Source organism: Methylobacterium phyllostachyos (genome assembly GCF_900103445.1).
GTDB lineage: Bacteria > Pseudomonadota > Alphaproteobacteria > Rhizobiales > Beijerinckiaceae > Methylobacterium > Methylobacterium phyllostachyos.
Genome location: NZ_FNHS01000007.1, coordinates 232,277 through 257,530, shown reverse-complemented (window position 1 = coordinate 257,530; position 25,254 = coordinate 232,277). Strand labels below are relative to the sequence as shown.

At 70.0% G+C, this 25,254-nt stretch carries 25 protein-coding genes; 7 read left to right on the top strand and 18 right to left on the bottom strand.

Annotation, left to right across the window (positions count from 1 at the left end):
- Positions 1 to 267: 267 nt before the first annotated feature.
- Positions 268 to 2,136, top strand: a complete 1,869-nt coding sequence (locus BLQ49_RS13460) for a tetratricopeptide repeat protein (protein ID WP_091716413.1) — start codon at positions 268 to 270, stop codon at positions 2,134 to 2,136.
- Between the two features lie 320 nt (positions 2,137 to 2,456).
- The gene (locus BLQ49_RS13455; RefSeq protein WP_091716412.1) at positions 2,457 to 4,130 is read left to right on the top strand and encodes a formate--tetrahydrofolate ligase; all 1,674 of its coding nucleotides are present in this window, start codon (positions 2,457 to 2,459) and stop codon (positions 4,128 to 4,130) included.
- A gap of 29 nt (positions 4,131 to 4,159) precedes the next feature.
- On the opposite strand, the gene BLQ49_RS13450 is transcribed toward BLQ49_RS13455, so the two are convergent.
- From BLQ49_RS13450 to BLQ49_RS13440, 3 genes are all read right to left on the bottom strand, one after another.
- Positions 4,160 to 4,591: a type II toxin-antitoxin system VapC family toxin gene (locus tag BLQ49_RS13450; protein WP_091716411.1), complete on the bottom strand. Its 432-nt coding sequence runs from the start codon at positions 4,589 to 4,591 to the stop codon at positions 4,160 to 4,162.
- A complete protein-coding gene (locus BLQ49_RS13445; protein ID WP_091716410.1) occupies positions 4,591 to 4,848 on the bottom strand; it encodes a type II toxin-antitoxin system Phd/YefM family antitoxin in 258 nt (85 codons plus the stop codon). Before BLQ49_RS13445 ends, BLQ49_RS13450 begins: the two co-directional genes overlap by 1 nt.
- 132 nt (positions 4,849 to 4,980) lie before the next feature.
- Complete coding sequence (locus BLQ49_RS13440) at positions 4,981 to 6,348, bottom strand: 8-oxoguanine deaminase (RefSeq protein WP_091716409.1); 1,368 nt, start codon at positions 6,346 to 6,348, stop codon at positions 4,981 to 4,983.
- 191 nt (positions 6,349 to 6,539) lie between these two features.
- Between BLQ49_RS13440 and BLQ49_RS13435 the strand changes: the two genes are divergently transcribed.
- Together BLQ49_RS13435 and BLQ49_RS13430 are read left to right on the top strand one after the other, a co-directional pair.
- Complete coding sequence (locus tag BLQ49_RS13435; RefSeq protein ID WP_244507586.1) at positions 6,540 to 7,052, top strand: MarR family winged helix-turn-helix transcriptional regulator; 513 nt, start codon at positions 6,540 to 6,542, stop codon at positions 7,050 to 7,052.
- Positions 7,049 to 7,756: a response regulator gene (locus tag BLQ49_RS13430; RefSeq protein ID WP_091716407.1), complete on the top strand. Its 708-nt coding sequence runs from the start codon at positions 7,049 to 7,051 to the stop codon at positions 7,754 to 7,756. The genes BLQ49_RS13435 and BLQ49_RS13430 overlap by 4 nt, the downstream gene beginning before the upstream one ends.
- A gap of 18 nt (positions 7,757 to 7,774) precedes the next feature.
- On the opposite strand, the gene BLQ49_RS13425 is transcribed toward BLQ49_RS13430, so the two are convergent.
- The 14 genes from BLQ49_RS13425 to rho form a co-directional block, all read right to left on the bottom strand.
- Positions 7,775 to 8,905 carry a M20 family metallopeptidase gene (locus BLQ49_RS13425; RefSeq protein WP_167627701.1) on the bottom strand — a complete coding sequence of 377 codons (1,131 nt, stop codon included), beginning with the start codon at positions 8,903 to 8,905 and terminating at the stop codon, positions 7,775 to 7,777.
- Positions 8,906 to 9,112: 207 nt separating this feature from the next.
- Positions 9,113 to 9,349, bottom strand: coding sequence for a hypothetical protein (locus tag BLQ49_RS13420; protein WP_091716405.1), 237 nt, complete (start codon positions 9,347 to 9,349; stop codon positions 9,113 to 9,115).
- Positions 9,350 to 9,450: 101 nt separating this feature from the next.
- Entirely contained in the window at positions 9,451 to 10,275 is an 825-nt protein-coding gene (locus BLQ49_RS13415) for a 2-keto-4-pentenoate hydratase (protein WP_091716404.1), read from the bottom strand.
- A 109-nt stretch (positions 10,276 to 10,384) separates the two neighbouring features.
- Positions 10,385 to 11,323 (bottom strand): Brp/Blh family beta-carotene 15,15'-dioxygenase, encoded by a 939-nt coding sequence (locus tag BLQ49_RS13410; protein ID WP_091716403.1) that lies wholly within the window; start codon positions 11,321 to 11,323, stop codon positions 10,385 to 10,387.
- 5 nt (positions 11,324 to 11,328) lie between these two features.
- Positions 11,329 to 12,081 carry a bacteriorhodopsin gene (locus tag BLQ49_RS13405; RefSeq protein ID WP_091716402.1) on the bottom strand — a complete coding sequence of 251 codons (753 nt, stop codon included), beginning with the start codon at positions 12,079 to 12,081 and terminating at the stop codon, positions 11,329 to 11,331.
- Positions 12,082 to 12,206: 125 nt separating this feature from the next.
- Positions 12,207 to 13,097 carry a TIGR01459 family HAD-type hydrolase gene (locus tag BLQ49_RS13400; RefSeq protein ID WP_208859053.1) on the bottom strand — a complete coding sequence of 297 codons (891 nt, stop codon included), beginning with the start codon at positions 13,095 to 13,097 and terminating at the stop codon, positions 12,207 to 12,209.
- Between the two features lie 131 nt (positions 13,098 to 13,228).
- Positions 13,229 to 14,425, bottom strand: coding sequence for an extracellular catalytic domain type 1 short-chain-length polyhydroxyalkanoate depolymerase (locus BLQ49_RS13395; RefSeq protein ID WP_091716401.1), 1,197 nt, complete (start codon positions 14,423 to 14,425; stop codon positions 13,229 to 13,231).
- A gap of 176 nt (positions 14,426 to 14,601) precedes the next feature.
- Positions 14,602 to 15,324, bottom strand: coding sequence for a DNA polymerase III subunit epsilon (gene dnaQ, locus BLQ49_RS13390; protein WP_091716400.1), 723 nt, complete (start codon positions 15,322 to 15,324; stop codon positions 14,602 to 14,604).
- Positions 15,325 to 15,396: 72 nt separating this feature from the next.
- The gene (locus BLQ49_RS13385) at positions 15,397 to 15,606 is read right to left on the bottom strand and encodes a hypothetical protein (protein ID WP_091716492.1); all 210 of its coding nucleotides are present in this window, start codon (positions 15,604 to 15,606) and stop codon (positions 15,397 to 15,399) included.
- Positions 15,607 to 15,675: 69 nt separating this feature from the next.
- Complete coding sequence (gene coaE / locus BLQ49_RS13380; RefSeq protein WP_091716399.1) at positions 15,676 to 16,314, bottom strand: dephospho-CoA kinase; 639 nt, start codon at positions 16,312 to 16,314, stop codon at positions 15,676 to 15,678.
- Positions 16,311 to 17,171: a shikimate dehydrogenase gene (locus tag BLQ49_RS13375; RefSeq protein ID WP_091716491.1), complete on the bottom strand. Its 861-nt coding sequence runs from the start codon at positions 17,169 to 17,171 to the stop codon at positions 16,311 to 16,313. The genes coaE and BLQ49_RS13375 overlap by 4 nt, the downstream gene beginning before the upstream one ends.
- Positions 17,168 to 18,154 carry a cation diffusion facilitator family transporter gene (locus tag BLQ49_RS13370; protein WP_091716398.1) on the bottom strand — a complete coding sequence of 329 codons (987 nt, stop codon included), beginning with the start codon at positions 18,152 to 18,154 and terminating at the stop codon, positions 17,168 to 17,170. Before BLQ49_RS13370 ends, BLQ49_RS13375 begins: the two co-directional genes overlap by 4 nt.
- Before the next feature lie 15 nt (positions 18,155 to 18,169).
- Entirely contained in the window at positions 18,170 to 18,781 is a 612-nt protein-coding gene (locus BLQ49_RS13365; protein WP_091716397.1) for a Maf family protein, read from the bottom strand.
- A gap of 298 nt (positions 18,782 to 19,079) precedes the next feature.
- Complete coding sequence (gene rho, locus BLQ49_RS13360; RefSeq protein WP_091716396.1) at positions 19,080 to 20,441, bottom strand: transcription termination factor Rho; 1,362 nt, start codon at positions 20,439 to 20,441, stop codon at positions 19,080 to 19,082.
- A gap of 400 nt (positions 20,442 to 20,841) precedes the next feature.
- Here rho and BLQ49_RS13355 point away from each other — a divergent pair, with 400 nt between their 5' ends.
- From BLQ49_RS13355 to BLQ49_RS13345, 3 genes are all read left to right on the top strand, one after another.
- Complete coding sequence (locus BLQ49_RS13355) at positions 20,842 to 21,345, top strand: DUF3429 domain-containing protein (protein WP_091716395.1); 504 nt, start codon at positions 20,842 to 20,844, stop codon at positions 21,343 to 21,345.
- Positions 21,346 to 21,702: 357 nt separating this feature from the next.
- Positions 21,703 to 23,241: a histidine--tRNA ligase gene (gene hisS, locus BLQ49_RS13350; protein WP_091716394.1), complete on the top strand. Its 1,539-nt coding sequence runs from the start codon at positions 21,703 to 21,705 to the stop codon at positions 23,239 to 23,241.
- 67 nt (positions 23,242 to 23,308) lie between these two features.
- On the top strand, positions 23,309 to 23,551 hold the full coding sequence (locus BLQ49_RS13345; protein ID WP_091716393.1) for a hypothetical protein: 243 nt from the start codon (positions 23,309 to 23,311) through the stop codon (positions 23,549 to 23,551).
- Positions 23,552 to 23,702: 151 nt separating this feature from the next.
- Here BLQ49_RS13345 and BLQ49_RS13340 read toward each other — a convergent pair whose 3' ends face one another.
- Positions 23,703 to 24,950: a histidine-type phosphatase gene (locus BLQ49_RS13340; protein ID WP_091716392.1), complete on the bottom strand. Its 1,248-nt coding sequence runs from the start codon at positions 24,948 to 24,950 to the stop codon at positions 23,703 to 23,705.
- Between the last annotated feature and the right edge of the window lie 304 nt (positions 24,951 to 25,254).

Sequence of the window (25,254 nt, the reverse complement as noted above, 5' to 3'; positions counted from 1 at the left end):
GGCTGAGGAGCCGAGGCACCCGTCTTTGCGAGCGCAGCGAAGCAATCCAGCGGCGCTACGCTTGTCGCGGTGGCGCTGCCCTGGGTCGCTTCGCTCCGCTCGCGATGACGGGAAGGCAGACGACGTGCTCCGCCGCCCCCGCGCCATCCTTTCGCCTTGCGGGGCTGGCGGGATGGGTTCAGTGTCCCCAGCGATTTTTCGGGGATAACCCGCCCGTTTCGCGCCCGGCCCCTTGGCGGCCCGGCGCCCAGGAGCCGCGATCGGTTCATGATGACATCCCGCGCCCGCCGGAGCGTTTCGGCGCTCGCCCTTCTGCTCGCCGCCGGCCTGCCGCAGGCCGTGCTGGCCGCGCAGCCGAAGGAATCGACCCCGGTGCTCGATTACGAGCCCGCGGATTCGCTGGAGGGCAACTTCCTCTCCGCCTACATCGCGGGCGCCGCCCGGGACACGGCGGCGGCCGCCACCTACTACCGCGAGGCCGTGAAGGCCGACCCGCGCAACGCCGAACTCGTCGAGCGCGCTTTCATCTCGCTCTTGGCCGACGGCGCCCTGCCGGACGCGTTCCGCACCGCCGAGAAGCTGATCGCCCGCGATCCGACCAACGGGCTCGCCAACCTCTCCCTCGGGGTGCGCCAGATCAAGGCCGGCCAATGGGCCGCCGCCCGCCAGAATTTTTCGCGCAGCGGCCGGGGCGCGGCGACCGATCTCACCGCCACGCTGCTCACCGCCTGGGCCTATGCCGGCGCCGGCGATGGCAAGAAGGCGCTGGAGACCGTCAACAAGCTCCGCGGCGAGCGCTACTACAACACCTTCCGCGATTACCACGCGGGCCTGATCGCCTCGGTGACCGGGGACAATGCCGAAGCCGAGCGGCGCCTCAAGGCGGCTTACGACGCCGACCACAACACCCTGCGCATCGTCGACGCCTACGCGCGGCTCGAGGCCAGCCTCGGCCGCACAGACCTCGCGATCCAGGCCTATTCGGATTTCGATCAGCTCTCGCCCCGCCACCCGCTGGTGCGCGACGCCCTCGACAAGCTCAAGGAGGGCAAGCCCCTCACGCGGCTGATCGCCAACGCCCAGGAGGGTGCCGCCGAGGTGCTGTACGGGCTGGGCTCGGCCGGCTCGACGCAGGGGGACGAGCTGCCGGCCGTCATCTACCTGCGGCTCGCCCTCTACCTCGCCCCCGACCATGCGCTCGCCCGGCTGACGCTGGCCGACACCCTCGATCGGATGAAGCAGCCCGAGCGCGCCAACGAGGCCTACGCGCAGATCCCGGCCAATTCCCCGCTCAAGCTCAACGCCGACATTCAGGTCGGCCTGAACCTGGAGCAGATGGGCAAGAGCGATGAGGCGCTGGAGCACCTCGACGCCACCATGAAGGCGCATCCCGACGACATCGACGTCATCACGGCGCTCGGTAACGTCCAGCGCGCGCACAAGAAGTACGAGGAGGCGGCCGCCACCTACACCCGGGCGATCGATCTGATCGGCAACCGGCCGCAGTCGAACTACTGGACGACCTACTACTTCCGCGGCACCGCCTACGAGCGCGCCAAGCAATGGCCGAAGGCCGAGGCCGATCTGAAGAAGGCGCTGTCCCTGGTGCCGGCCAACCAGCCGGCCGCCAAGGCGCAGGTGATGAACTACCTCGGCTATTCCTGGGTCGACCAGAACACCAACATCGACGAGGCGTTCAAGCTGCTGCAGCAAGCGGTCGATGCCAGCCCGCGGGACGGCATGATCGTCGACAGCCTCGGCTGGGCCTATTACCGCCTGGGCCGGTGGGACGACGCGGTGCGCGAGTTGGAGAAGGCGGTCGAGCTGAAGCCCGGCGACCCGACCATCAACGACCACCTGGGCGACGCCTACTGGCGCTCCGGCCGGCGGCTGGAGGGCAAGTTCCAGTGGCAGCACGCCAAGGACCTGAACCCCGAGCCGGACGACCTCGCGCAGATCAACGCGAAGCTGAAGGACGGGCTGCCCGAGATCGAGAAGCCGACCGCCACCGCCGAGACGGTGCCGGCCCCGGTCGCCGCGCCGCACAACGCCGAGAACCCGGAGCTCCCGAAGGGCGCGCCGCAGCCGCACGAGGCGCCGGGCGCCGCCGACAAGGCCAAGAAGTCGGGGGGGTAGTAGCGGACTGCACCGTCATCGCGAGCGCAGCGAAGCGACCCAGGGCAGCGGGACTTATCAGGACGTAGCGCGGCCCTGGGTTGCTTCGCTCCGCTCGCAAAGACGGGTTGGGGGCCGCCTTCGCCAGTCCCGGGCGGCCTGTGCCCGTTCACCATCGACAAAGGTATTTTGTCGCCCACCTCATAAAAATCGACGCGCTTTTCCCATTCGTTTGACGCACAGTGCGCAGCCGTTCGCGGGCGGCCGCCCGCACGGGTGGACATCCGCACGGCAACAGCCGGCGGCGGGCTCCGGGCCCGTGATTCAGGGAGGGAACGCCCATGCCGTCAGATATCGAGATCGCCCGCGCCGCGACCCTGAAGCCGATCGCGCAGGTTGCGGAAAAGCTCGGCATCCCGGACGACGCGCTCCACCATTACGGCAAGCACATCGCCAAGATCGACCACGGCTACATCACCGGGCTGGAGAACAAGAAGCCCGGCAAGCTCGTGCTGGTCACCGCGATCTCCCCGACCCCGGCCGGCGAGGGCAAGACCACCACCACGGTGGGCCTCGGCGACGCGCTGAACCGCATCGGCGAGAAGACCATGATCTGCCTGCGCGAGCCCTCGCTCGGGCCGTGCTTCGGCATGAAGGGCGGGGCGGCCGGCGGCGGCAAGGCGCAGGTCGTGCCGATGGAGCAGATCAACCTCCACTTCACCGGCGACTTCCACGCCATCACGGCGGCCCACAGCCTCGCGGCCGCGCTGATCGACAACCACGTCTACTGGGCGAACGAGCTCAACATCGACGTCCGCCGCATCCACTGGCGCCGCGTCGTCGACATGAACGACCGGGCTTTGCGCCAGATCACCCAATCGCTCGGCGGCGTCGCCAACGGCTTCCCGCGCGAGGACGGGTTCGACATCACGGTGGCCTCGGAGGTGATGGCGGTGTTCTGCCTTGCCAAGGACCTCGCCGACCTGGAGGAGCGCCTCGGCCGCATCGTCATCGCCGAGACCCGGGACCGCAAGCTCGTCACCCTCAAGGACGTGAAGGCGACCGGCGCCATGACGGTGCTGCTCAAGGACGCCTTGCAGCCGAACCTCGTGCAGACGCTTGAGGGCAACCCGGCGCTGATCCATGGCGGCCCCTTCGCCAACATCGCCCACGGCTGCAACTCGGTGATCGCCACCCGGGCCGGCCTGCGGCTCGCCGAGTACACGGTGACGGAAGCCGGCTTCGGCGCCGATCTCGGGGCGGAAAAATTCCTGGACATCAAGTGCCGGCAGGCGGGCCTGACCCCCTCGGCGGTCGTGGTCGTGGCGACGATCCGCGCCCTCAAGATGCATGGCGGCGTCGACAAGAAGAACCTCGGAGCCGAGAACATCGACGCCCTGGAGAAGGGGTTTGCGAATCTCGCCCGGCACGTGACGAATCTGCGCGGCTTCGGCCTGCCGGTGGTGGTCGGCGTCAACCACTTCTACGCCGACACGGACGCCGAACACGCCAAGCTGAAGGAGCTGTGCCGCGCGCGCCTCGACGTGGAGGCGATCACTTGCCGCCACTGGGCGGAGGGCGGCGCCGGGGCCGAGGAACTGGCCCGCGCGGTGGTGAAGCTTGCCCAGGCTGAGCCGGCGCCGATCCGGCACGCCTACGAGACCGAAGCACCGCTCACCGACAAGATCCGGGCGATCGCCACCAAGCTCTACGGGGCCGCCGACATCCAGATCGAGACCAAGGCGGCCGGCAAGCTCGCCACCTTCGAGAAGGACGGCTACGGCCACCTGCCGATCTGCATGGCCAAGACCCAGTACTCGTTCTCCACCGACCCGACCCTGATGGGTGCGCCCGAGGGGCATATCGTGGGCGTGCGCGACGTCCGGCTCTCGGCCGGCGCCGGCTTCGTGGTGGCGATCTGCGGGGAGATCATGACCATGCCGGGCCTCCCCCGGGTGCCGGCCGCCGACACGATCCGGCTGGATGCCAACGGGCAGATCGACGGGCTGTTCTGAGAAGCGCGCGCGGCCTTGCCAAGGTTGGCTCAAGGCCGCGCGGAACTTTCCCAAGGGTTCAGCAGGGACACACCGGTCCTCGCGAAGTCAACGACGTTGCGGGTTACCACCGTCGCGCCTCGGACGAGCGCCGTAGCGGCCATCAGCCCATCGCGGTAGGGCCGGGGATCCGGAACATGCAGGCGTGCGCTGCGACGGGCGATGGCTGCATCGATGGGCAAGATGCGATCGGAGAAGGTCGGTAGGACATGATCCTCCAGCCACGCGCGCAGGAGCGCCGCTTGAGCCGTATCCCTTCGTTCGACCTGCAGTATTCCGATCTCTAATTCCTGAATGACGATCACCGAGAGGAAGAGTTCGCTCGCCGGTATCGTGCTCGCCCAGGCTGTGACTCGTGGATCGGCCCTACCGGTCCGCGCCTTGCGCAGCTCCGAAACGACGTTGGTGTCGAGCAGGAACATCAGGAGAAGTCGGCCGCCCTAGGCAAATCGCCGGAACGCGGAAACTCGATCTCGACATCCTCGATGCCCGCCGGCCACCCCAAAGCTTCGATGATACTGGGCTGCTGCCCTGTCAGTCGCTCGTACTCGGCAATGCTGAGCAGGACATGTGCAGGCTTGCCGCGATCAGTGATGAAGACAGGTCCATCGGCCGCTGCCTTCTTGGCGCGGCCCGTATCCTGATTGAATTCTCGGCTTGTGAGAGTGGTGACCGCCATGCTCAAAGCTCAGATAAGATCGAACAGCTTTTGTAGAAACGTTACTACAAATTTCTGGTCTGAGCAATTGCGACTGCCCGCAGGGCTCTGCCCTGCACCCCCAAAAGGTCTCAAACCTTTTGAAACCGAGACTTACGCGCCCCCGAACAGCGCCACCGCCAACCGCGAATGGTCCTCGCGCAGGCGACCCACATCGACCCCCACTGGCTGCCCGTCGATCACCCGCCAGCGCCCCGCCACCATCACCCGGTCGGCCCGGTGGGCGCCGCACAGGACCAGGGCCGCCAGCGGATCGTGGGCGCCGGAAAAGCGCAGCTCGTCCAGGGTGAACAGCGCGAGATCTGCCTCCCGCCCCACCTCGATCCGACCGATATCGGAGCGGCCCAGGCACGCGGCCGACCCCTCGCTCGCCCAGCGGAGCGCGTCGAGATGCGTCACCGCCTCCGCGCCATAGGTGAGCCGGCTCAGCATCACCGCGTGGCGCACGCCCTCCATGAGGTTCGAGCTGTCATTCGAGGCCGAGCCGTCGACCCCGAGCCCCACGGGGGACCCCGCCGCCTCCAGCTCGCAGGTGCGGCAGCGGCCAGACGCCAGGGTCATGTTCGAGGTCGGGCAGTGGCACACGCCGACCCCCGCCTTGCCGAGCCGGGCGACCTCCGCGTCGTTGAAATGGATGCCGTGGGCGAGCCACACCTGGTCGTTCAGCCAGCCAACCTCCTCCAGATACTCCACCGGCCGGCACTGGAACATCGACTGGCAGTAATCGTCCTCGTCGAGCGTCTCGCCGAGATGGGTGTGCAGCCGGCAGCCGTAGCGGGCGGCGAGATCCGCACTCTCGCGCATCAGGCGCTTCGTCACCGCAAAGGGCGAGCACGGCGCGAGCCCGATCTGCACCATCGCGCCGGGAGCAGGGTCATGGAACAGGTTCAGCACCCTCTCACTGTCGGAGAGGATCGTGTCGTCGTCCTGCGTCAGCGCCTGGGGCGGCAGGCCGCCCTCCCGGTCGGACAGGCTCATCGAGCCGCGGGTCACGAAGGCACGGATGCCCAGCGCCCGGGCCTCGTCCACCTGGACGTCGACCGAATCCTCCAGCCCCTTCGGGAACAGGTAATGGTGGTCGCCCGCCGTGGTGCAGCCCGAGAGCAGCAGCTCGGTATAGGCGACCCGCGTGGCGAGCCGGAACGCCTCCGGGGTGATCCGCCCCCAGATCGTGTAGAGCGCCTTCAGCCAGGGGAAGAGCGGCTTGTTGATCGCGATCGGATGGGCGCGGGTCAGCGTCTGGAAGGCGTGGTGGTGGGTGTTGATCAGCCCGGGGATCACCACGTGGCGCGATGCATCAAAGGTCTCGTCCACCGGGCGGCTGGGCTGGGCACCCGCCGCCACGTGTTCGACGATCCGGGTGCCCTCCACCACGATCCCGCCTTCGGCCCCCACGGCCAGGATGGCGAGCGGGTTGCGGATCCAGAGGCGGCGTGGTGCCGGTTCAGCTGCTTGCGCCATGCGTCCGACCGCTCCCATTGCTCCGATAGCCCTGCCTAGCGGAGCGGAGGGAGTGCCGGCAACCGTCGCGTCACCGCCAAGCCCAGGGTTGACGGGCCCGGGCCGCCTTGAGAAACGTCACGGGGACTGACCTATCACCCGTTGGGAGCGGCCGCCCCGTGACACGGACAGCCCCGCGCCAAGAGGCCTTCGTGGAGAGCTTCGCGGCGACACCCGTCCCGGGGGCCGCGCCGGCCGCCCTCGGCAGCGACGACCTGATCGAACTCCTGTTCTTCGCCTATCGCGACTTCGTGGGCGACCCAGACCGGATCCTGGCGGATTACGGCTTCGGCCGGGCGCACCACCGGGTGCTGCACTTCGTCGACCGCTATCCCGGCCTGACCATCGCCGAACTCCTCGACATCCTGCGGATCACCAAGCAGAGCCTCAACCGGGTGCTCAAGGATCTGATCGGCCAGGGCTACGTCGCGCAGAAGCCCGGATCCAGCGACCGGCGCCAGCGTCTCCTGTACTGCACGGCCTCCGGGGCGGAACTGGCCGCCGACCTGACCCGCGTCCAGGCGCGCCGCCTCGCCCGGGCGCTGGCCGCGCCGGATGCCCGGGGCTCGCCGGAGGATTTTCTGATGGCGATGATCGAGCCGGAGGATCGGCCGGCGGTCCAGCGTCTGATGGCGCGGCGCGGGAGCGACGGGGGCGGCGCATGAGCCATCCCGCCCGGGCCGACCTGCCCGATGAGGCCCCGCACGTGCTGGTGGTCGACGACGACCGCCGCCTGCGCGAGCTGCTCGCCCGTTACCTCACCGACCAGGGGTTCCGGGTCACCGCGGCGGCGAGCGCCGCCGAGGCCCGGGCCCGGGCGCAGAGCGTGGTGTTCGACGCCATGGTGCTCGACGTGATGATGCCCGGCGAGAACGGCTTCGATTACGCCCGCAGCGTGCGCGAAACCTCCCGGGTGCCGATCCTGATGCTCACGGCGCGCTCCAATCCGAACGACCGGGTGATGGGCCTGGAGATCGGAGCCGACGATTACCTGCCCAAACCCTTCGAGCCGCGGGAGCTGACGCTCCGGCTCAACAACATCATCAAGCGCGGCGTGCGTCCCCGCGAGGCGGCGGCCGAGAGCGTGACGTTCGGGCCCTTCGCGTTCCGGATCGACCGGGGCGAATTGCGCCGGGACGATGAGCTGATCCGCATCACCGAGCGCGAGCGCGAGATCCTGACCATCCTGGCGCTGGCCGGCGGCGCCAACGTGGAGCGCGAGCAGCTCGCAGGGAGCGGGGGCGCAGCCGCCGAGCGCACGGTCGACGTCCAGATCAACCGCCTGCGCCGCAAGACCGAGGTCGATCCCGCCAACCCGGTCTTTTTGCAGACCGTGCGGGGGGTGGGCTACCGGCTCGCGGTGGATTGAGGCTTCGGTCGCTGGGCCTCACTCCGCATGGCCGCAGCACATCCGGAGCATCAAGTCTCTGTAGATGGCTTGCGCCTCCTCAATGCGCTCGACGAGGCAGTACTCGTCCGTCTTATGACACTGCGCCGCTTCGCCGGGTCCGATGACCACCGTGGCGACGCCGTCGAAGGCCGGCACGAGCGCCGACGCATCGGTGAAGTAGGGCGCCCCGGCTGGTTCCGCCGGCGCGCCCGTGCGCTCGCGCAGCAGAGACAGGAGCGGAGCGGCCGACGGATCGTCCGGATCAGTGGCGAATCCAGGGAAGCTCGTGACCACGCGGATCTCAGCCTCTGATCCGAAGAGGTGGCTCAGTTCGGCGATCAGCGCCGCGTGCTTCTGCTCCGGCAGGGTCCGGATATCTATGGTGAACTCGGCGAAGTCGGGGACGGAATTGATATTTTCCCCACCGCGGACAGTGGTGACGCAGGCTGTGGCGCTACCGAGCAAGGGATGACGGGCGCCGAAATCGTGGCCCTCAAGCGTCCGGATCCACTCCGCTGCCTTGCTGATGGCGTTCTCGCCCTCATGCGGCATCGAGGAATGTGCCGTCCTCCCGCGCGCAGAAACGACGACGCGAAGCGAGCCCTTGTGGGCGAATATGGGGGCGTTAGACGTCGGCTCGGCCACAATCAGGAGTTCGGCCGGCCCGAGGGCTTTCTCGCGACCGACATGGAAGGCGCCTTCACACCCCGTCTCCTCTCCGGCGGTGATCACGAGCGTGACACCGCGGCGGAAGCTGTGCCCGTCCTCGATCAGGTTGCACACAGCCGCGATGAACGCGGCTACGCCGGCCTTCATGTCGCTGGCACCGCGGCCGTACAGCCGGCCATCCTGCACGACCCCTTCGAAAGGCGGGAATCGCCATTCGTTCGATCCGAGGGGCACGACGTCGATGTGCCCGGTGAAGCAGAGCGGCTTGCCACCTGCCAATCCAGGGATGCGCGCGACCAGCGTCGGTCGATCTTTGGCGAACGCGTAGCTGGCGACGTCGAACCCGTGCTCGGTCAACAGTCGCGCAATGAACTCGGAACACGCTTTCTCCTCACCCGGCGGATTGATCGATCGGAACCGTATGAGCTGCTGCGCGAGGTCGAGACCGTTGAGAGGCATTGGTGCTTCCCCATGACGTTTCGCCTCTTTGTCGACGGCGGGCTCCGGGGCAGCCATGTTAGACGATGCAGACCCCGCGTCTTCATCGAAGATGGCCGCTTTCGGGACGAGTCCGAGGCTGTTCGGACGACGGGGTTGGGTCGAGAGTAGCCACCTTCCGCTCAACCCGCCTGGATTCCGGCGACGAACGGATGGAAGCTGGGAGCCTCACACCGCGCGCGGCTCGTCGGGCTTCAGCTTGAGCGCCTTGGCGATCCGGGTGGAGAGCCCGCCGACCAAAGCGACGTCGGCCTGGGGTTCGGCGAGGCCGCGGACGGCGTCCAGGGCCTCCTCGGCATTGGGTTTCATCACGGCGTAGACCACCGGGCGCGGCGCCTTGCGGGTGCGCTCCGGCGTCACGGCGACCAGGAAGGTGGTGTAGCGTCTCCGCGCGCGACCAGGCATGCTCTTGGATGTGGCATGGCAACTTGACAGCGCCAAGACCTGGACCCCGGGGCCGGCGCATGATCCATCGCGCGATCCCCCGATAATCCCTGCCGCCCGCCTCAGATCACGGTGAGGTCGAGATCGGGCAGCGGCAACCCGTCGATCCGGGCCTGCCAGCGCTGACCGAGCGCCACCGGCAACGCGTCGGTCAGGGTGCCGGTCGTGATGATCTCGCCGGCCGCGAGGGGCGGGGAGGGCGGATCGTTAGCCAGCACATCGACGAGGTGACTGAGGGCGGCGAGCGGGCCTTTGCCCATCACGTTCCGGCCGCTGCCCCGTTCGGCGAGCGCCCCATCCCGCAGGAGATCGACCGAGAACCGTTCGAGCCGGCCGATCCAGGTCGGCCGCTCCGCCGCAATGATCGGCACCCGTTCGCCGACGACCAGCAGCCCGTGCAGCCCGAAGGCGGCGACCGTGTCGGGGGCCGTGAAGCGCCAGCCGGGATAGAGGGACTGCACGATCTCGAATCCGGCGGCCGCCCAGGCGACGCATCCGATCAGGGCAGCTGCGTCCATGCCGGGTTCCGGGGCGCGGGCGAGTCCGAACACGATCTCCGGCTCAATGCGCGGTTCGACGAACGCGGCGAGCGCCACGGGGCCGGCTAGCGCGGCGCGATCGCACAGGGTCGTGTCGTAGATGTCGCCCCAGATCGGCGCCCGGACGCCGTACCGGTCCCAGAGGGTCGTGTTGGTGAAGCCGATCTTGCGGCCGACCGTCCGCTCGCCCCGGGCGACGCGCAGGCGGCGCACCTCCGCGGCCACCCGGTAGGCAGCCGGCAGGTCGAGGGTCGGATCCCAGCCGGTCAGCGGCGCGATCGGCCGGCGATGCTCGTGCGCAGCCAGGATGGTCCGGGCATGGGCGGCGGCCGAGATGGGGACGGTCATAGAGCGCGGCTCCCGAAACCGAACGTGGGTGCGGGGCAACCGGTCGTTTGTCCAGCGCGGATGGCGAGCGGGCGACGGTTCGGCCGACATGGCCTCCGGACCGTCGCGGTCATGGGCGCGACGACCGGGCCGCGAGGTGATCGAGCAGGATGTGGGGAACCGTCAGGGCGGACAGCATCCGGAGCGTCACGGTCAGGAGGTTGGCCACCGCATCCGGCGCGCCAGCGGCGTAGAGCGGCCAGAGTCCGGCGCCCAGGCCGAGGGTCAGGGCGAAGATCGGCAGCGCGGCCCGGACGGCTCGCGGCATCGTGTCGACGCCCGGGGCCTTCATCGGATCGCGCACCAGCGCCCGCATGTGCCGGGGCGCGTGGAGGCCGATGAAGTACAGGGTGAAGGCCGTGAGCGGCGGCAGCGCCAGGAAGGCCGCCGCCAGGACGGCCATCTCGGCGAGCACCGCCGGCCGCGGCCGGCCGACCAGAAGCCAGGCCGCCGCCAAGGCAAGCCAGAGCCAAGCGGCCGCCGACCACCAGCCGGGGAGTTCCGGCATCGGCACGCGGGCGACGACCGCGAAGACGCGCGCCGTTGCCGCCGGGTGCAGCAGCGCCGGCAGGGCGACCGGCAGGCCCCCGCGCACGAGGGCTTCGAACGGTCGGCCGGATCCGGCATCCTCCGTGCCGAAATGCAATACCGAGATGGCCAGGAACGCCGCCAGGGTGGCCAGGGGGGCGAGCTGCCACGCCAGGAGCACAGCGCCCGCGAGCCCCAGATACGGGACCGCGAAGACCGGAAACCACGCCCGCCCCCAGCGCGGACGCAGCAGGGGTGCCGCCACCGCGCCGTCCAGGGCCCCGTGGGGAACCCCGAGACCGATCACCGCCGTCAGCGCCACCAGCCAGGCGGCGTCGCGCGGCAGGCCGGAAGAGGCGACCAGCCCGAGCCCAACCAAGCCGGCCGCCCCTTGCAGGATTTGAGTCCCCGACGAGCGGATGCGGGCGCGGCGCACGCCGACCGCGATCCCGGGACGGGAGACGGAGGCGCGCGCCGCCATCGGCTTCAGGCCGCCCGGCGCAGCGGCGAGGCGGTGACGGGCCGTTCCTTGAGGTCGCGATCGACCGCGCGGGTCGTCTCGAGGGTCGCCATGATGCCGTAGACGACCTTGGCGGTCAGATCGAGGATCGCGATCACCGCCAGGGCGACGGTCGGCGATAGGAGGCCGAGGCCATCCTGACCGAGGAGCAGCACGATGGGGTAGCCGCACCAGACACCGGTCAGGAATACGGCATTGCGCAGGAAGGCCTTGCGCACGTCGGCCCGCTCCGTGGCGTTCTCCTCCCGCAACTGCACGAAGATCCCGTAGAACACCGCCAGGAAGGCGCCGCACGAGATGGCGAACCACGTCCACTTCACCGCGGCGACGTCGGACAGGCCGAACGCGAAGGCCGTCACGATCATGATCAGGTCGGAGCCGACCAGCCCCCAGACCACGGCCGGCCGGCGCAAACCGGAATGCATCGCGGTGCGGGCGAGGCCCACGAGCAGCAGGGGCGTGGTGAACGTCCAATCGATGTAGCGGGCGAAGTAGAACTGGCGCGCGGCCTCCGCGGCATCGGGACCGGCGGGCAGGACGACGCTCCCCTGGCCCGTGGCCATGGCGAAGTACGAACAGGCCGCGATGATCGGCACGATCCCGTGGATGATCCCGTCGGCCTCTTCGGCGGGAGTCCGCCGCTTGGCCAGGAACAGGATCGCGGCAGCTCCCGCCGCCATGCCTGCAAAACCCAGCCACAACCAGAATTGGGGCGTCATCGAAATCCCGCTGTCATATGGATGAAGTGTCTGCACGCGAACGCTGCAGCGCCTCTCCAATGGGACTTGGACGGGATTGTTTCGAAGGACCGGTGTCGCAGCAGGCTGCCGCGCGGCGTACCGTCCTACCAGCGCAGCCGCTCGATCACCGCGTCGGGATGCACCGCCTGCCGGCCGAGCCAATCCGCCACGTCGCCGAGCCGGTGGTGCTCGGCCGTGACGCCGAGTTCCTCCGCGTGGATGCCCCGGGCGACCAGCAGGCTCGCGATGCCGAATCCGCGTGCGCCCGCGATGTCGGTGCGGATCGCGTCGCCGATCGCCAGGACCCGGGCCGCATCGACCGGGGCGCCGGAGAGGTCGCCGCCCAGATCACGGTCCTTGGCGAGCGCCGCCTCGTAGACCGGCCGGTGCGGCTTGCCGGCATAGACCACCGGGCCGCCGATCTCCGCATAGGCCGCCGCCAGCAGGCCCGCGCAGGGGATCAGCCGGTTGCCGCTCTCCACCACGAGGTCGGGATTGGCGCAGATCATCGTCAGCCCGCGGGCGGCGAGCCGCGTCAGCTCCGGCCGGTAATCGTCGGCGGTCTCGCTGCGGTCGTCGAACAGGCCGGTGCAGACCACGAGGTCCGCCTCCTCCTCCGGCACGAGGCTGAGGTCGAGGCCCTGGAAGATGCCGAGGTCCCGCTCCGGCCCGATATGGCGGATCCGGGCGCCGGGCCGCGCCGCGATCAGGCCGCGGGTGAGGTCGCCCGAGGTGAGGATCGCGTCATAGGCCTCCCGCGGCACGCCGAACCGGTCGAGGATCCGCCCCACGCCGTCCCCGGGCCGCGGCGCGTTCGAGACCAGCACCACCCGGCGCGGCCGCGGCCCCGGCAGACCCCGGAAGCGAATCAGCGCCTCGCCCGCGGGCCCATGGGCCTTCTGACCGTCGTGCAGCACGCCCCAGACATCGCAGAGGATCAGGTCGTACCGATCGGCGATGTCGCCGAGGCCGTTCAGGGTCGGGATGGCGGTCATGGACAGTCCTGGTTTCAAAAGGTCCGGGACCTTTTGCGGGTGCAGGGCAGCGCCCCGCGTTCGGCGACCGTGGCTACACATCAGGGCTCCGCCCCGATACCCCGCCAAAGGGCTCGCCCTTTGGAAACCCGTTACCGGTGTTTCGGGCCGAGGCGGTGCTCGGCGAAGAAGTCGAGCATCGCCCGGGAGGCATCGGGGCCGTCGCGGTCCGTGTAGCTGCCCTCGGGGTGGCCGCCCGACCACGCGTGGCCGGCGCCGCGCACCCGCCAATCCTCCACCACCACCCGGCCGGACGAATCCCGATAGCGGGTGCGGGTGAAAGGGTGGCCGCGGCCCTCGATCGTCTCGGACCGCGCGGTCAGCCCCGCGACATCGGCCTGCGCCAGGACCTGATCGGCGTTGCGCACGCTCACCGTACCGTCGTCCTCGCCGTGGAAGATGATCGTGGGCACGCGGGTCGCCGCGGCGGGCGCCCCGAACGGCGTCACCGTGCCGAGGCCCGGTGCTCCGACCTGCATGGCCATCAGCGCCGAGCCGAGGTCGCGGGCGCAGCCGGCCGCGAGGCCCGAATGCACGCCTACGGCGGCGTAGAGGTCCGGATAGGCTCGGGCGATGTTGAGGGCGGCCGCGCCCCCCGCCGAAAGCCCTGCGATGTAGACCCGGGCCGGGTCGATCGGGTGTTCGGCCATGATGGCACGGGTGAGGCCCGCGATGATCGCCGGCTCGCCCGATCCGCGGGCCTGATCGCGGGGATCGTACCAATTCCAGCAGCGCTGGGCATGGGCCTGCCGGCTCTGCGCCGGGTAGGCGACGAACACGCCCGCGCGCTCGGCCAGGGCATTCATGCCGGTGCCGGCGGCGAAGTCGTCCGGGTTCTGGGTGCAGCCGTGCAGCATGACGACGAGCGGCGCCGGGTCGTCAGGACGGCTGGGGATGAACAGCTTGTAGTCGCGGCTGCCGGCGGCCACCGCATGGCTCAGGGACACGAAGCTGCTCGCCCGGGTGCCGGGACGATCGGGGGTGGCCGCAGGCTGCCGCAGGGGCTTGCCCAGTCCCTTCAGCACGGGCGCAAGGCCGCGCACGACCTGACCGACCACCTCGCGCACCCGCGTGCCGGCCTCGTCCGTGGCTCCATCGCGGCGGGGAGGCGTGTCGGCCGGGCGCGGCGGGGCGGCGTCCGGGACGCCGAAGCTCCGCTGGATCAGAGCGGTGGCCTCGTCCAGGCGGCCGAGGCCGGTGAGACGGGTCGCCTCGATCATGGCGGCGAAGGGCGAGCTGCCGGGGCCACGGGTGTGCCCGTCGTTGCGGCTGCCGAGATCGTCGGTCATGCGTGCGCGCCTCGCTGCCTCAGCATTCCTGTCGCGGCCGGGGCCTGCACGCCAACGCCACAGCATGGACCATCCTCCCCACCGGACCGGCGGGACTCAGACCTCGAATTGTGCGTTGCAATAAACGCCGCTCTGCTGCGCCGCAACACCCCGCGAACGCAGATCAGCCGGTCGCCTCAGGCTGGCTCGTCCGTCCCGATATACTCGGCCCAGATCGCGGCGGGACCGAGGCTCGCCCGGAAGGCCTCGTGGCGGGCGCGCTCCGCTTCGGTCAGCCGGCTCCGGTATGGCCGGGGCGCCGCGACGGCGCCCTGCTGGGCGAGCGGTCCGGCGAGAGGAGCCGCCGCCTCCACCGCCGTCAGTCCGAGGCTGGTCTGCTTGCCGCCGAGCAGCTCGACATAGACCTCAGCCAGGATCTGGGCGTCGAGCAGCGCCCCGTGCTTGGTGCGCTTCGTGTTGTCGATGCCGTAGCGGGCGCAGAGGGCGTCGAGGTTGTTGGCCGCCCCCGGGTGCTTGCGCCTGGCCATCGGCAAGGTGTCGACCACGTCCTCCAGCCGGATCGGGGGCGGGGCGCGGTCGCCGAGCCGCGCGTATTCCATGTTGAGGAAGCCGACGTCGAAGGGCGCGTTGTGGATCACGAGCCGCCCGTCGCCGAGGAACTCCAGGAGTTCGCCGACGATCTCGGCGAAGACCGGCTTGTCGGCGAGGAACGCGTCCGACAGGCCGTGGACGTTGAACGCGCCTTCGGAGACCGCCCGCTGCGGGTTGCAGTAGCGGTGGAAGGTCCGGCCCGTGGGGATGTGGTTGAGGAGCTCGACGGCGCCGATCTCGATCAGCCGGTCACCGCCCTTGGCTTCCGTGCCGGTGGTCTCGGTGTCGAGGACGATCTCGCGCAGCATGGGTTTCGCGGCTCGCAGACAAGGGGCAGAGCCTTAGCCTGATAGGCTCTCACGGTTAAGCTCCGGTGCCCCCTACCGTGAGGTGTTGCGGTAGACGCAGACGTGGCCCTGATCCTCGTAGCCGGCCGGGCAGGCGATGACGCAGGCGCCGGCAGCGAACTTTTTTGGTGGCGGACAGGAGGCGGCGTACTGAGCCTGTGCCGGTACGGGGCCGAAAAGGGTCGCCGCCGCCAGGACGCAGGTGAAGCCGGTTCGACCAATTCCATCGAAACGCCACGTCATCGCATCCACCTTGCGATTGGTCCGCTCCCCCGAAAACCACAACCGCAGACGTGCAACCGCGTGGCCGCGTCATCCGTTCGGCGGGTGCGGCGGCGCACGGCCCTCCGTCAGCTGGGCGACGATCCGCGCCACCTCGGCCTCGGCCGCAGGAAAGCCTCGGCTCGTGTCGATGATGAAATCCGCCCGCGCCCGCTTCTCGGCATCGGGCATCTGCTTGGCCAGGATCGCCGTGAAGGCGGCCTCGGTCATGCCGGGGCGGGCCAGCACCCGGGCCCGCTGAACCTCGGGCGGCGCGCTCACCACCGCGACCGCGTCGCAGCGGCCCTCGCCGCTGGTCTCGTAGAGGAGGGGGATGTCGAGGACGACGAGCGGCGCGTCCGCATGCCGGGCGAGGAAATCCGTGCTGGCCGCCCGGACCAGCGGGTGGACGATCTGTTCGAGCGCCGCCATCCGGTCGGGCGCGTCGAGCACCGCCGCGCGCAGGCGCGTCCGGTCGACGCCGCCTTCCGCATCGAGCACGCCGGGAAAAGCCGCCCCGATCGCCGCCGCGGCCGCGCCCCCCGGTCCATAGAGCGCATGGACGGCGGCATCCGCGTCGTGGACCGGGACGCCCCGCTTGGCGAACAAAGCCGCGGTGGCCGATTTGCCCATGCCGATCGAGCCGGTGAGCCCGAGCACGATCGGTCCGGACCCGGCCCTCGGCTTCATGAGGCCGGATTCGGGGCGAGATCCGCCACGATCCGGTCGCGCAATGCGGGGGTGACGGCCGGGCGGGGCCCGAACCACGCCGCGAAGCCCGGCACCGCCTGATGCAGCAGCATGCCGAGCCCGTCCACGGCGTCGAGCCCCCGGCGGCGCGCCGCCGCCAGGAGATCGGTTTCGAGCGGCGCATAGACGATGTCGGCCACCGCGGCTCCCGGCGGCAGGCGCGCGAGGTCGATTTCGAGGGGCGGCTGGCCCTTCATGCCGAGCGAGGTGGTGTTGACGAGGAGCCCGGCCTCGGCGAGCGCTGCCGGCAGGTCGTCCCAGGCGAGGGCGTCGGCGATGCCGGGGGCCAGCGCCGCCACCGCCTCGGCCCGGGCCGGGGTGCGGTTGGCGACGCGGATGCGCCGCATCCCCCGCTCGGCCAGCCCGACCACGATCGCCCGCGCCGCGCCGCCTGCGCCCAGCACCACGGCGGTGCCGTTGCCGCGCGCAGGCCAATCTGCCCCCAGGCTGTGATCGAGATGCGCGCAGAAGCCTGGGGCATCAGTGTTGTCGCCGCGGATCCGCCCGTCGGGCTCGACCACCAGGGTGTTCACCGCGCCGATCTTTTGCGCCCGCGGCGTCAGGGTATCGGCGAGCGCGCAGGCCGCCTCCTTGTGGGGGATCGTGACGTTGCCGCCCCGGAAGCCCGAATCCAGCAGCGCCCGGATGAACTCCGGAAAAGCCTCCGGGGTCACGTCGAGGCGCTCGTAGGAACCGGCAATCCCGTGCTCGGCGAGCCAGTGGCCGTGGATCAGGGGCGAGCGCGAATGGGCGATCGGGTGGCCGACCACGAAGGCGCGGGGGGTTCCGGTGGTCACGCCGCGCAATCCTGTGCGAGCCGGCAGGCTGGGCCGCCGGCCTCCTCGATCTGCATCGTGGCGTGGACGATGCCGAAGCGCGCGCGCAGCCCCTCGGCGGTCTCGGTCAGGAACCCGTTGTCGGGCACGCGATGGGTCTGATGGCCCTCCTGCATCACGAGATGGACCGTCAGGGCGACGCTGGTGGTGCTCATCGGCCAGATGTGCAGGTCGTGGAGGTCGGCGACGCCGGGCCGTTCGCGCAGGAAGCCGGTCACCGCCTCAGGGGAGATCTCCGACGGCACCGCGTCGAGCGACATCGCCACGCTGTCGCGCAGGAGCCCCCAGGTCGCCCAGACCACGAGGCCGGCGACCACGAGGCTGACGGCCGGATCGAGCCAGACGAGGCCGGTAAGCTGGATCACCAGGCCGGCGATCACCACCCCGGCCGAGACCGCGGCATCGGCCGCCATGTGCAGGAAGGCGCCGCGGATGTTGATGTCGCCCTTGGCGCCGCTGGCGAACAGCCACGCGGTGATGCCGTTCACCAGGATCCCGATGGCGGCTACCACCATCACGGTGGTGCCGGCCACGGGCTCGGGATGGACGAGCCGGACCAGAGCCTCCCAGATCACCGCTCCCATGGCGATCAGCAGGAACACGGCGTTGAACAGGGCGGCCAGGATCGAGGAGCCGCGATAGCCGTAGGTGAAGCGCGCGGTGGCCTGCCGGCGCACGAGGATCGCGGCGACCCAGGCGGCCACAAGGCCCAGAACGTCCGACAGGTTGTGGCCCGCATCGGCCACAAGCGACATGGAGTTGCCAAGATAGCCGTAGATCGCCTCCACCACCACGAAGACGGTGTTGAGCGCGATGCCGATCGCGAAGGCCGGCCCGAAGTTTTTTGGCGCATGGACGTGGCCGCCGGGCCCGCCATGAGAGTGGCCACCGTGGGAATGGCCCGCGTGATCGTGGCCGCCGTGCGAATGGTCGTGTCCGGCCAAGACGGTACTCCCCCTTCAGAACGCCAGGTAGCCGGCGGCGCGCAGCCGCGCGAGGAGCGGCAGAAGCGGCAGGCCCAACACCGTGCTGTGATCGCCCGCGACCGATTCGAACAGGTGGATCCCCGGCCCTTCGAGCTGGTAGCCGCCGACGCTCGCCCGCACGCGATCCTCGCCGGCACACGCCACATAGGCCGCGATCGCCCGGTCATCGAGGGGGCGCAGGGTCAGCCGGGCAGTCTCCACGAAGGTATCTTGGACGGTTCCGGCCAGCGCCACGGCGGAATGCAGGGCGTGGGTGCGGCCGGATAGACGGGCGAGCTGCGCCCGAGCGGCCGCAGCATCGGCCGGCTTGTGGAACACCGTGCCGTCGCAATCGAGCACCTGATCGGCGCCGAGGACGAGGCGTCCGGGGAACCGGGCTGCCACCGATTCGGCCTTGGCGCGGGCGAGGTGCAGGGCGAGATCGGGCGGCGACAGGCCGGCGCTCTGCGCCTCCAGGGCACGCTCGTCGACATCGGGCGCAGCGGTCTCGACCGGCAGGGCGGCGCTCTCCAGCAGGAGGCGCCGGGTGGGGCTGGTCGAGGCGAGGAGGAGCGGGTGCGGACCGGTCCAGGGCGAGCGGGGCATCGCGCCAGTGTCACGGATCCGGTGACGGGCGCAAGACGCGGATCGCGTCAGCGACGGGGCTGCGACGAGCCCCGCCGCCGGAATGGACCGACCGGCGGGGCTGTCGCGGGGCCGTTACGCAACCTGGCGCCCGGAGATGGTTGTGGCAGAGGCCGGTTAGGGGAAGGTCAACGGCTGGAAATTGGGGCCGATGCGTTCCGTGCCGGGGTGGGACAGGTGCCGCTTCTCTCCCTCCCCCGCAGAGGGGGGAGGGGTACGCGCGGGTGAGGTCCGGAACAGCTCCCCTGGATCGCCCGCCTTAGGTGTTCATCGAGTCGAAGAAGTCGCTGTTGCTCTTGGTCTGGCGCAGCTTGTCGAGCAGGAACTCGATCGCGTCGGTGACGCCCATCGGGTTGAGGATGCGGCGCAGCACGTAGGTCTTCTTGAGCGAATCCGGCGGGACCAGCAGCTCCTCCTTGCGGGTGCCCGAGCGGGTGATGTCGATCGCCGGGAAGATGCGCTTGTCGGAGACCTTGCGGTCCAAAATGATCTCGGAATTGCCGGTGCCCTTGAACTCCTCGAAGATCACCTCGTCCATGCGCGAGCCGGTGTCGATCAGCGCGGTGGCGATGATCGAGAGCGAGCCGCCTTCCTCGATGTTGCGGGCGGCGCCGAAGAAGCGCTTGGGCCGCTGTAGGGCGTTGGCGTCGACACCGCCGGTCAGCACCTTGCCGGAGGACGGCACCACCGTGTTGTAGGCGCGGCCGAGGCGGGTGATGGAATCCAGCAGGATCACCACGTCGCGCCCGTGCTCCACGAGGCGCTTGGCCTTCTCGATCACCATCTCGGCGACCTGCACGTGGCGGGTGGCCGGCTCGTCGAAGGTCGAGGCGATGACCTCGCCCTTCACCGAGCGCTGCATGTCGGTGACCTCCTCGGGCCGCTCGTCGATGAGCAGCACGATCAGGTAGCACTCGGGGTGATTGAGGGTGATCGACTGCGCGATGTTCTGCATCAGCACGGTCTTACCCGTGCGCGGCGGCGCCACGATCAGGGCGCGCTGGCCCTTGCCGATCGGCGCCACGATGTCGATGATCCGCGGCGAGAAATCCTTCTTGGTCGGGTTGTCCAGCTCGAGCTTGAACCGCTTCGTCGGGAAGAGCGGCGTCAGGTTGTCGAAGTGGACCTTGTGCTTGATCTTCTCCGGGTTCTCGAAGTTGATCGTGTTGACCTTCAGGAGCGCGAAATACCGCTCGCCGTCCTTGGGGCCGCGGATCGGGCCCTCGACGGTGTCGCCGGTCCGCAGGCCGAAGCGGCGGATCTGGGTCGGCGAGATGTAGATGTCGTCCGGACCCGGCAGGTAGTTCGAGTCGGAGGAGCGCAGGAAGCCGAAGCCGTCCTGCAGCACCTCGACGGTGCCCGAGCCGATGATCTCGACCTCCTTGGCAGCGAGCTGCTTCAGGATGGCGAACATCAGCTCCTGCTTGCGCATGGTCGAGGCGTTCTCGACCTCGACCTCTTCGGCGAAGGCCGTCAGGTCGGTGGGCGTCTTCGACTTGAGGTCCTGGAGCTTGACCTCGCGGACGCCTTCGAGGGCGGCCGGCATGGTGGGCCGATCGGCGGGCAGATCGGCCTGCTCCGCGGTCTCGATCTCGGCGAGGGCGTCGGGGTGTGGCGTCATGGGTGTCTTGCAACCGACGGAAAAGGTGGGGGGGCCGGTTCTATGCCAAAGCACCCGGGGGACGGGCGCCGAAGGGCGGGCCGCGCTGCGGCGAGGGGCCCGAGGATCAGATTGGCGAAACCGTACTGGCAGGACCCTCAAGCTCACGGGCGCGCTGCGGCGCAGACCTTGTGGTGAGGGCCCATCACAGATAACGCGTTTCCCGGCCGTACTCAAGAGCCCCAAATAGGCCATCGCGCGGACAGGAGCCATCGCGGATGTAGGCCCTCGCGGACGGGCCGCGCCGGGGTTAGACAGGCCGCGCAGCGGCCGGGACCGGAACCGGGTCGACACGGGATCGTTCACCGTCCCGGCGCTGCGGCGCAGCAGATCCGTAACCCGAGAGCCCCAACCGACCGCTATGCGCGACGACGCCACCGGACGCACCCTCACCACCCACGAGCCGCGCCGGATCCCATGGCTCGACATCGTGTTCGGCTTCGGCCCGATGGTGCCGATCGCGGTCGGCGCCGCCGCGGCGTGGTGGCTGAACGGTCAGCCGCTCGACTACCTCGTGGCCCTGTTCACCCTGCTGTACGCGGCCTCGATCCTGCTGTTCCTGGCCGGCGTCCACCGGGGCGTCAGCTTCCGGACCGAGGGCGGCCCGCGGCTGTCGCAGATCGTCACCATGCTGATCCTCTACGCGCTCGGGCTGTTCAGCCTGTGCGCCGCCGTGATGGGCAAGGCGGTGCCGGCGCTGGCGATGCTGATCCTCGGCTACGCCCTCATCGGGATCCTCGATCCGATCCAGGCCCGCGCCGGCGAGGTGCCGCTCGCCCATGCCCGCCTGCGCCCGCTCCAGATGCCCATCGCCGTGGTGAGCCTCGCGGCCCTGCTCTGGCTAAAGCTGACGGCGCCGTATTGAATCGCTGCCTCAGAAGACCTTTGCGGATGAACGACGCTCCTTTCCCGAACAGGTGGAGCGTCAGCGGAACCTGATCCGGGACCCAGCACAGGATACGCCGCGCAAGCGGCACACCGTGCGGATGTCAGGACGCTTCGCGGCGTCTCGCGCTGGATCCCGGGCCGCATTCCGCTATCGCTGCATGCGCCCGGGAAAGGGTCGGGTGTCAGATACAAGGGCGGCACTGACGGTTCCGCAAACCGAATTCCCCTTTCGCCCGGCATGCTCTAGAGCCCGGGCTAGGATCCCCGGCCGCCGGGGGCGACTCAATCCGATGCCGGATCCGGGCTTCGGCCCGCGAGAAGCGAACGCCTTCACATGTCCAAGCCCGAAACCGCGAAGCCCGAAACCCTGAAGCCCCGCCTGCCGCGCGGCTTCGTCGACCGCCGCGCCGGTGAGATCGCCGCGCAGCATCGGATGCTAGAGACGATCCGGCGGAGTTTTGAGCTCTACGGCTTCGAGGCCCTGGAAACCCCCTTCGTCGAGTACACCGAGGCGCTGGGCAAGTTCCTGCCCGACCTCGACCGGCCGAATGCGGGCGTGTTCTCGTTCCAGGATGACGACGAGGCGTGGCTCTCGCTGCGCTATGACCTCACGGCGCCGCTCGCCAGGTTCGTGGCCGAGAATTTCGACGCGTTGCCCAAGCCCTATCGCAGCTACCGAGCGGGCTATGTCTTCCGCAACGAGAAGCCGGGGCCGGGCCGCTTCCGCCAGTTCATGCAGTTCGACGCCGACATTGTGGGCGCCGGCAGCGTCGCGGCCGATGCCGAGATCTGCATGCTGATGGCCGACACGCTGAACCGGCTCGGGCTCGGCGGCCAGTACGTCGTGAAGGTCAACAACCGCAAGGTGCTCGACGGCGTGATGGAGGCCGCGGGGCTGGCGGGCGAGACCCGCGCCGGCCAGCGCCTCACCGTGCTGCGGGCGATCGACAAGCTCGACCGGCTGGGGGTCGACGGGGTGCGCCAGCTGCTGGGTGCCGGCCGCAAGGACGAGAGCGGCGACTTCACCAAGGGCGCGGGCCTCGACGAGGCGGCGATCGGGCGGATCCTCGCCTACGTGTCGTTCCAGGCCGATGCGGCGGATGGCGCCGACAAGGTGGCGTTCTGGGAAAAGTTTTTTGCCGGCTGGCACGATGCGGTCGGCGACTCGGAGACCGGCCGGGAAGGCATCGCCGAGCTGCACGCGATCATGCGCCTCTGCGCCGCCGCCGGCTACGGCCACGACGTGATCCGGGCCGATCCGAGCGTGGTGCGTGGGCTCGAATACTACACCGGCCCGGTCTACGAGGCCGAGCTGACGTTTCCCGTCACCAACGAGGACGGCCAGACCGTGCGCTTCGGCTCGGTGGCGGGGGGCGGGCGCTATGACGGGCTGGTCGGGCGCTTCCGAGCCGAGCCGGTGCCGGCGGCGGGCTTCTCGATCGGCGTCTCGCGCCTGTTCTCGGCCCTGCAGCTCGTGAACAGCCCGCTGCTCGCCGGCTCCGAAGCGCCTGGGCCGGTGGTGGTGCTGGTTCTCGACCGGGAGAACATGGCCGATTACCAGCGGCTCGTGGCGCTCCTGCGCGCCGACGGCATCCGGGCCGAGCTCTATCTCGGGTCTGCGGGCATGAAGGCGCAGATGAAGTACGCCGACCGCCGCCGTGCCCCGGTGGCGATCATCCAGGGCTCGAACGAGCGCGTGGCCGGCGAGGTCCAGATCAAGGACCTGATCGAGGGCGCAAAGGCGGCGGATTCCATCGCCAGCAACGCCGAGTGGAAGGCGGCCCGGCCGGCGCAGTTCTCGTGTCCCGAAGCCGATCTGGTGGCGCAGGTGCGGGCCGTGCTGGCTCGGCATTTCCTATCGACCGCGGGTTGAAACGCGAAGGCTCCGGCGGCGTTGTCCCCGGTCGATGCCGCGACCCTGTCGGCAGGGAGTGTCCGGGATGCGTGCTGAGACCCTGATCCTGTCGGCCGCCTTGCTGGTCGCCTGCGCGGCGCCGGCCGCGGCAGCCCGCCCGATCCCCGGCCTGCTGCCCAGCGCCGTGGCTCTGGCCACGCCCGGCACCGGCAGCGCTCCCATCCTCAGCGCCGGCGTCGCCGCGGGTCCCGCGCTCTCCGCCCTGACCCGGCGCAAACCGGGCCGTCGGCCCCGCGGGGCGCGCCTCGGCAGCGCCCGTCCACTCTGACAATTCGGATTCCCCAAGGGCGAGCCCTTGGGCAGGGGTTCGAGGGCGGAGCCCCGTGATCGGGCGAAGCCCGACACTGGACGAAGTCCGGCATCAGGGTTCTGCCCTGGACCCGCGAAAGGTCTCGACCTTTCGAAACCGGGACGCGGCGCTACCGCACGCAGACGGGCGGGAGGGCGGCGCGGACCTTGGTGGCGAACGCCTCCAGGTCGCAGCCGCCGTCCCGCGCGGGGCAGATCCCGATCGCCAGCGGCAGGGAGACCGGCGGATCGCTGGGGCCGAGCGCCCGGGCCGAGCGCAGCTGATCGAGGGTCTGGGCGAAGATCCGGATCCGGATCGTCCGCCTCCCGGTCTCCGGATGGTGCCAGACCTCGAAGGCGAGAGTCGCGCCGGGGGCCGTCGGGTCCGGCTGGCCGGGCAGCGACCAGCCGAGGCCGAGGGCGCCCGACAGGTTCGACAGGGTGGTGTCGTGGCCGGCCAGCACGACGAGGCGCGCGCTGGCCCCAAGCGGCGGGACGCCGAGGCCCCGGGGCGCCTCGCCCATCAACAGGTCTGCCAGCATCTGCAGCAGCGTCGCCGCGCGGAACGTGGCGATCTCGGGCGTCCGGCGCAGGAGGTCGGCCGAGCGCCGGTGGGCGGGCAGCAGCGCCGCCAGGGTCTCGGGCGTGCCCTGCCCCCAGGCGACCTGATCGGCCGGCAGGCCCTCCGCGTATTCCAGGAGCAGGTTCTCCGACACGGTGGCGGCCAGCGCCAGCGGGCCCTCGATCTTCGGCCCGGTGGGTGTGGCGACGAGGGTGCTCGGGCCGTCCAGGCAAGCTGCCGGGACCGCCTTGCAGGCCGCTGGACCCAGAACCCGTTTCAGTGCCGCGATGGCCTTCTCGGAGGGCTTGTCGGTCACCGCGGTCCCGCCCACCGTCCGACGCTGGATCGCCGCCAGGGCCTCGACCGGTTCCAGGGGACAGACGCGCCCGCTGTCGAACACCGGATCGACAGCGCCCACCGGCCCGTGACGCGCCACGAGGCCGCAACCCGGGACGATCGCGTCGGCCAGGATCTGGCCACTCCGGCGGGTGCGGTTCGCGGCGCCGTCCGCCCAGACCTGCACGGCGTTCACCGCCGGGCAGCCGGTCTCGGGCAGCAGCTCCGCCTTGGCGTAGACGCTGCGCAGGTAGGCCCCCATGCGCGACAGGGCCTCGGCGCCGTGCGCCGTCAGTTCGCCCGGCTCGGCCGGGAAGGCCGGCCAGGGCCGGCCCGTCCTGGTCTCCAGCGCGGCCAGCGAGGCAGTCGGCGCCCGTATGCCGTGGCGGGAGACCAACACGACCCGTTCGAGCTTGGGCTCGGCCCGGGCGGGCGCTTGGGCTGCGAGGAGGGTCAGGACGGCGATCCCGAGGCTTCGCAACCGGCCGGGAGCAGATCGGATTTTTCGAGCCCGCACGGTATTTCGACATCTCCTCATGGTGTGACCCGAGGATCCTGACCATGGATCAAGCTTTCAGGCCAGGGCAATCCGTCTCGGTTCAGATCATGTCGGGGCGGTAAACGGATGATGCGATAACATTCCCGGATGAACATGCATCATTTTTTGGCTTGATAATTTATATTCGAGGCCAATTTGATACGTAAATCCGTGTCTATCGCCCGGATATTGCGATTGATCATCACGAAGACATCGCGGCCGCGGGGCGCCGGGCTTTCCGGGCCGC

Excerpts from the sequence above, each read along its gene's own strand:
- BLQ49_RS13395 (WP_091716401.1), bottom strand. The coding sequence starts at position 14,425 with ATGACCGACGATCTCGGCAGCCGCAACGACGGGCACACCCGTGGCCCC.
- BLQ49_RS13430 (WP_091716407.1), top strand. The coding sequence starts at position 7,049 with ATGAGCCATCCCGCCCGGGCCGACCTGCCCGATGAGGCCCCGCACGTG.
- BLQ49_RS13410 (WP_091716403.1), bottom strand. The coding sequence starts at position 11,323 with ATGGCGGCGCGCGCCTCCGTCTCCCGTCCCGGGATCGCGGTCGGCGTG.
- BLQ49_RS13460 (WP_091716413.1), top strand. The coding sequence starts at position 268 with ATGATGACATCCCGCGCCCGCCGGAGCGTTTCGGCGCTCGCCCTTCTG.
- hisS (WP_091716394.1), top strand. The coding sequence starts at position 21,703 with ATGTCCAAGCCCGAAACCGCGAAGCCCGAAACCCTGAAGCCCCGCCTG.
- rho (WP_091716396.1), bottom strand. The coding sequence starts at position 20,441 with ATGACGCCACACCCCGACGCCCTCGCCGAGATCGAGACCGCGGAGCAG.
- dnaQ (WP_091716400.1), bottom strand. The coding sequence starts at position 15,324 with ATGCTGCGCGAGATCGTCCTCGACACCGAGACCACCGGCACGGAAGCC.
- BLQ49_RS13445 (WP_091716410.1), bottom strand. The coding sequence starts at position 4,848 with ATGGCGGTCACCACTCTCACAAGCCGAGAATTCAATCAGGATACGGGC.
- BLQ49_RS13365 (WP_091716397.1), bottom strand. The coding sequence starts at position 18,781 with ATGCCCCGCTCGCCCTGGACCGGTCCGCACCCGCTCCTCCTCGCCTCG.
- BLQ49_RS13355 (WP_091716395.1), top strand. The coding sequence starts at position 20,842 with ATGCGCGACGACGCCACCGGACGCACCCTCACCACCCACGAGCCGCGC.
- BLQ49_RS13440 (WP_091716409.1), bottom strand. The coding sequence starts at position 6,348 with ATGGCGCAAGCAGCTGAACCGGCACCACGCCGCCTCTGGATCCGCAAC.
- coaE (WP_091716399.1), bottom strand. The coding sequence starts at position 16,314 with ATGAAGCCGAGGGCCGGGTCCGGACCGATCGTGCTCGGGCTCACCGGC.
- BLQ49_RS13345 (WP_091716393.1), top strand. The coding sequence starts at position 23,309 with ATGCGTGCTGAGACCCTGATCCTGTCGGCCGCCTTGCTGGTCGCCTGC.
- BLQ49_RS13415 (WP_091716404.1), bottom strand. The coding sequence starts at position 10,275 with ATGACCGTCCCCATCTCGGCCGCCGCCCATGCCCGGACCATCCTGGCT.
- BLQ49_RS13455 (WP_091716412.1), top strand. The coding sequence starts at position 2,457 with ATGCCGTCAGATATCGAGATCGCCCGCGCCGCGACCCTGAAGCCGATC.
- BLQ49_RS13400 (WP_208859053.1), bottom strand. The coding sequence starts at position 13,097 with ATGACCGCCATCCCGACCCTGAACGGCCTCGGCGACATCGCCGATCGG.
- BLQ49_RS13425 (WP_167627701.1), bottom strand. The coding sequence starts at position 8,905 with ATGCCTCTCAACGGTCTCGACCTCGCGCAGCAGCTCATACGGTTCCGA.
- BLQ49_RS13420 (WP_091716405.1), bottom strand. The coding sequence starts at position 9,349 with ATGCCTGGTCGCGCGCGGAGACGCTACACCACCTTCCTGGTCGCCGTG.
- BLQ49_RS13405 (WP_091716402.1), bottom strand. The coding sequence starts at position 12,081 with ATGACGCCCCAATTCTGGTTGTGGCTGGGTTTTGCAGGCATGGCGGCG.
- BLQ49_RS13450 (WP_091716411.1), bottom strand. The coding sequence starts at position 4,591 with ATGTTCCTGCTCGACACCAACGTCGTTTCGGAGCTGCGCAAGGCGCGG.
- BLQ49_RS13385 (WP_091716492.1), bottom strand. The coding sequence starts at position 15,606 with ATGACGTGGCGTTTCGATGGAATTGGTCGAACCGGCTTCACCTGCGTC.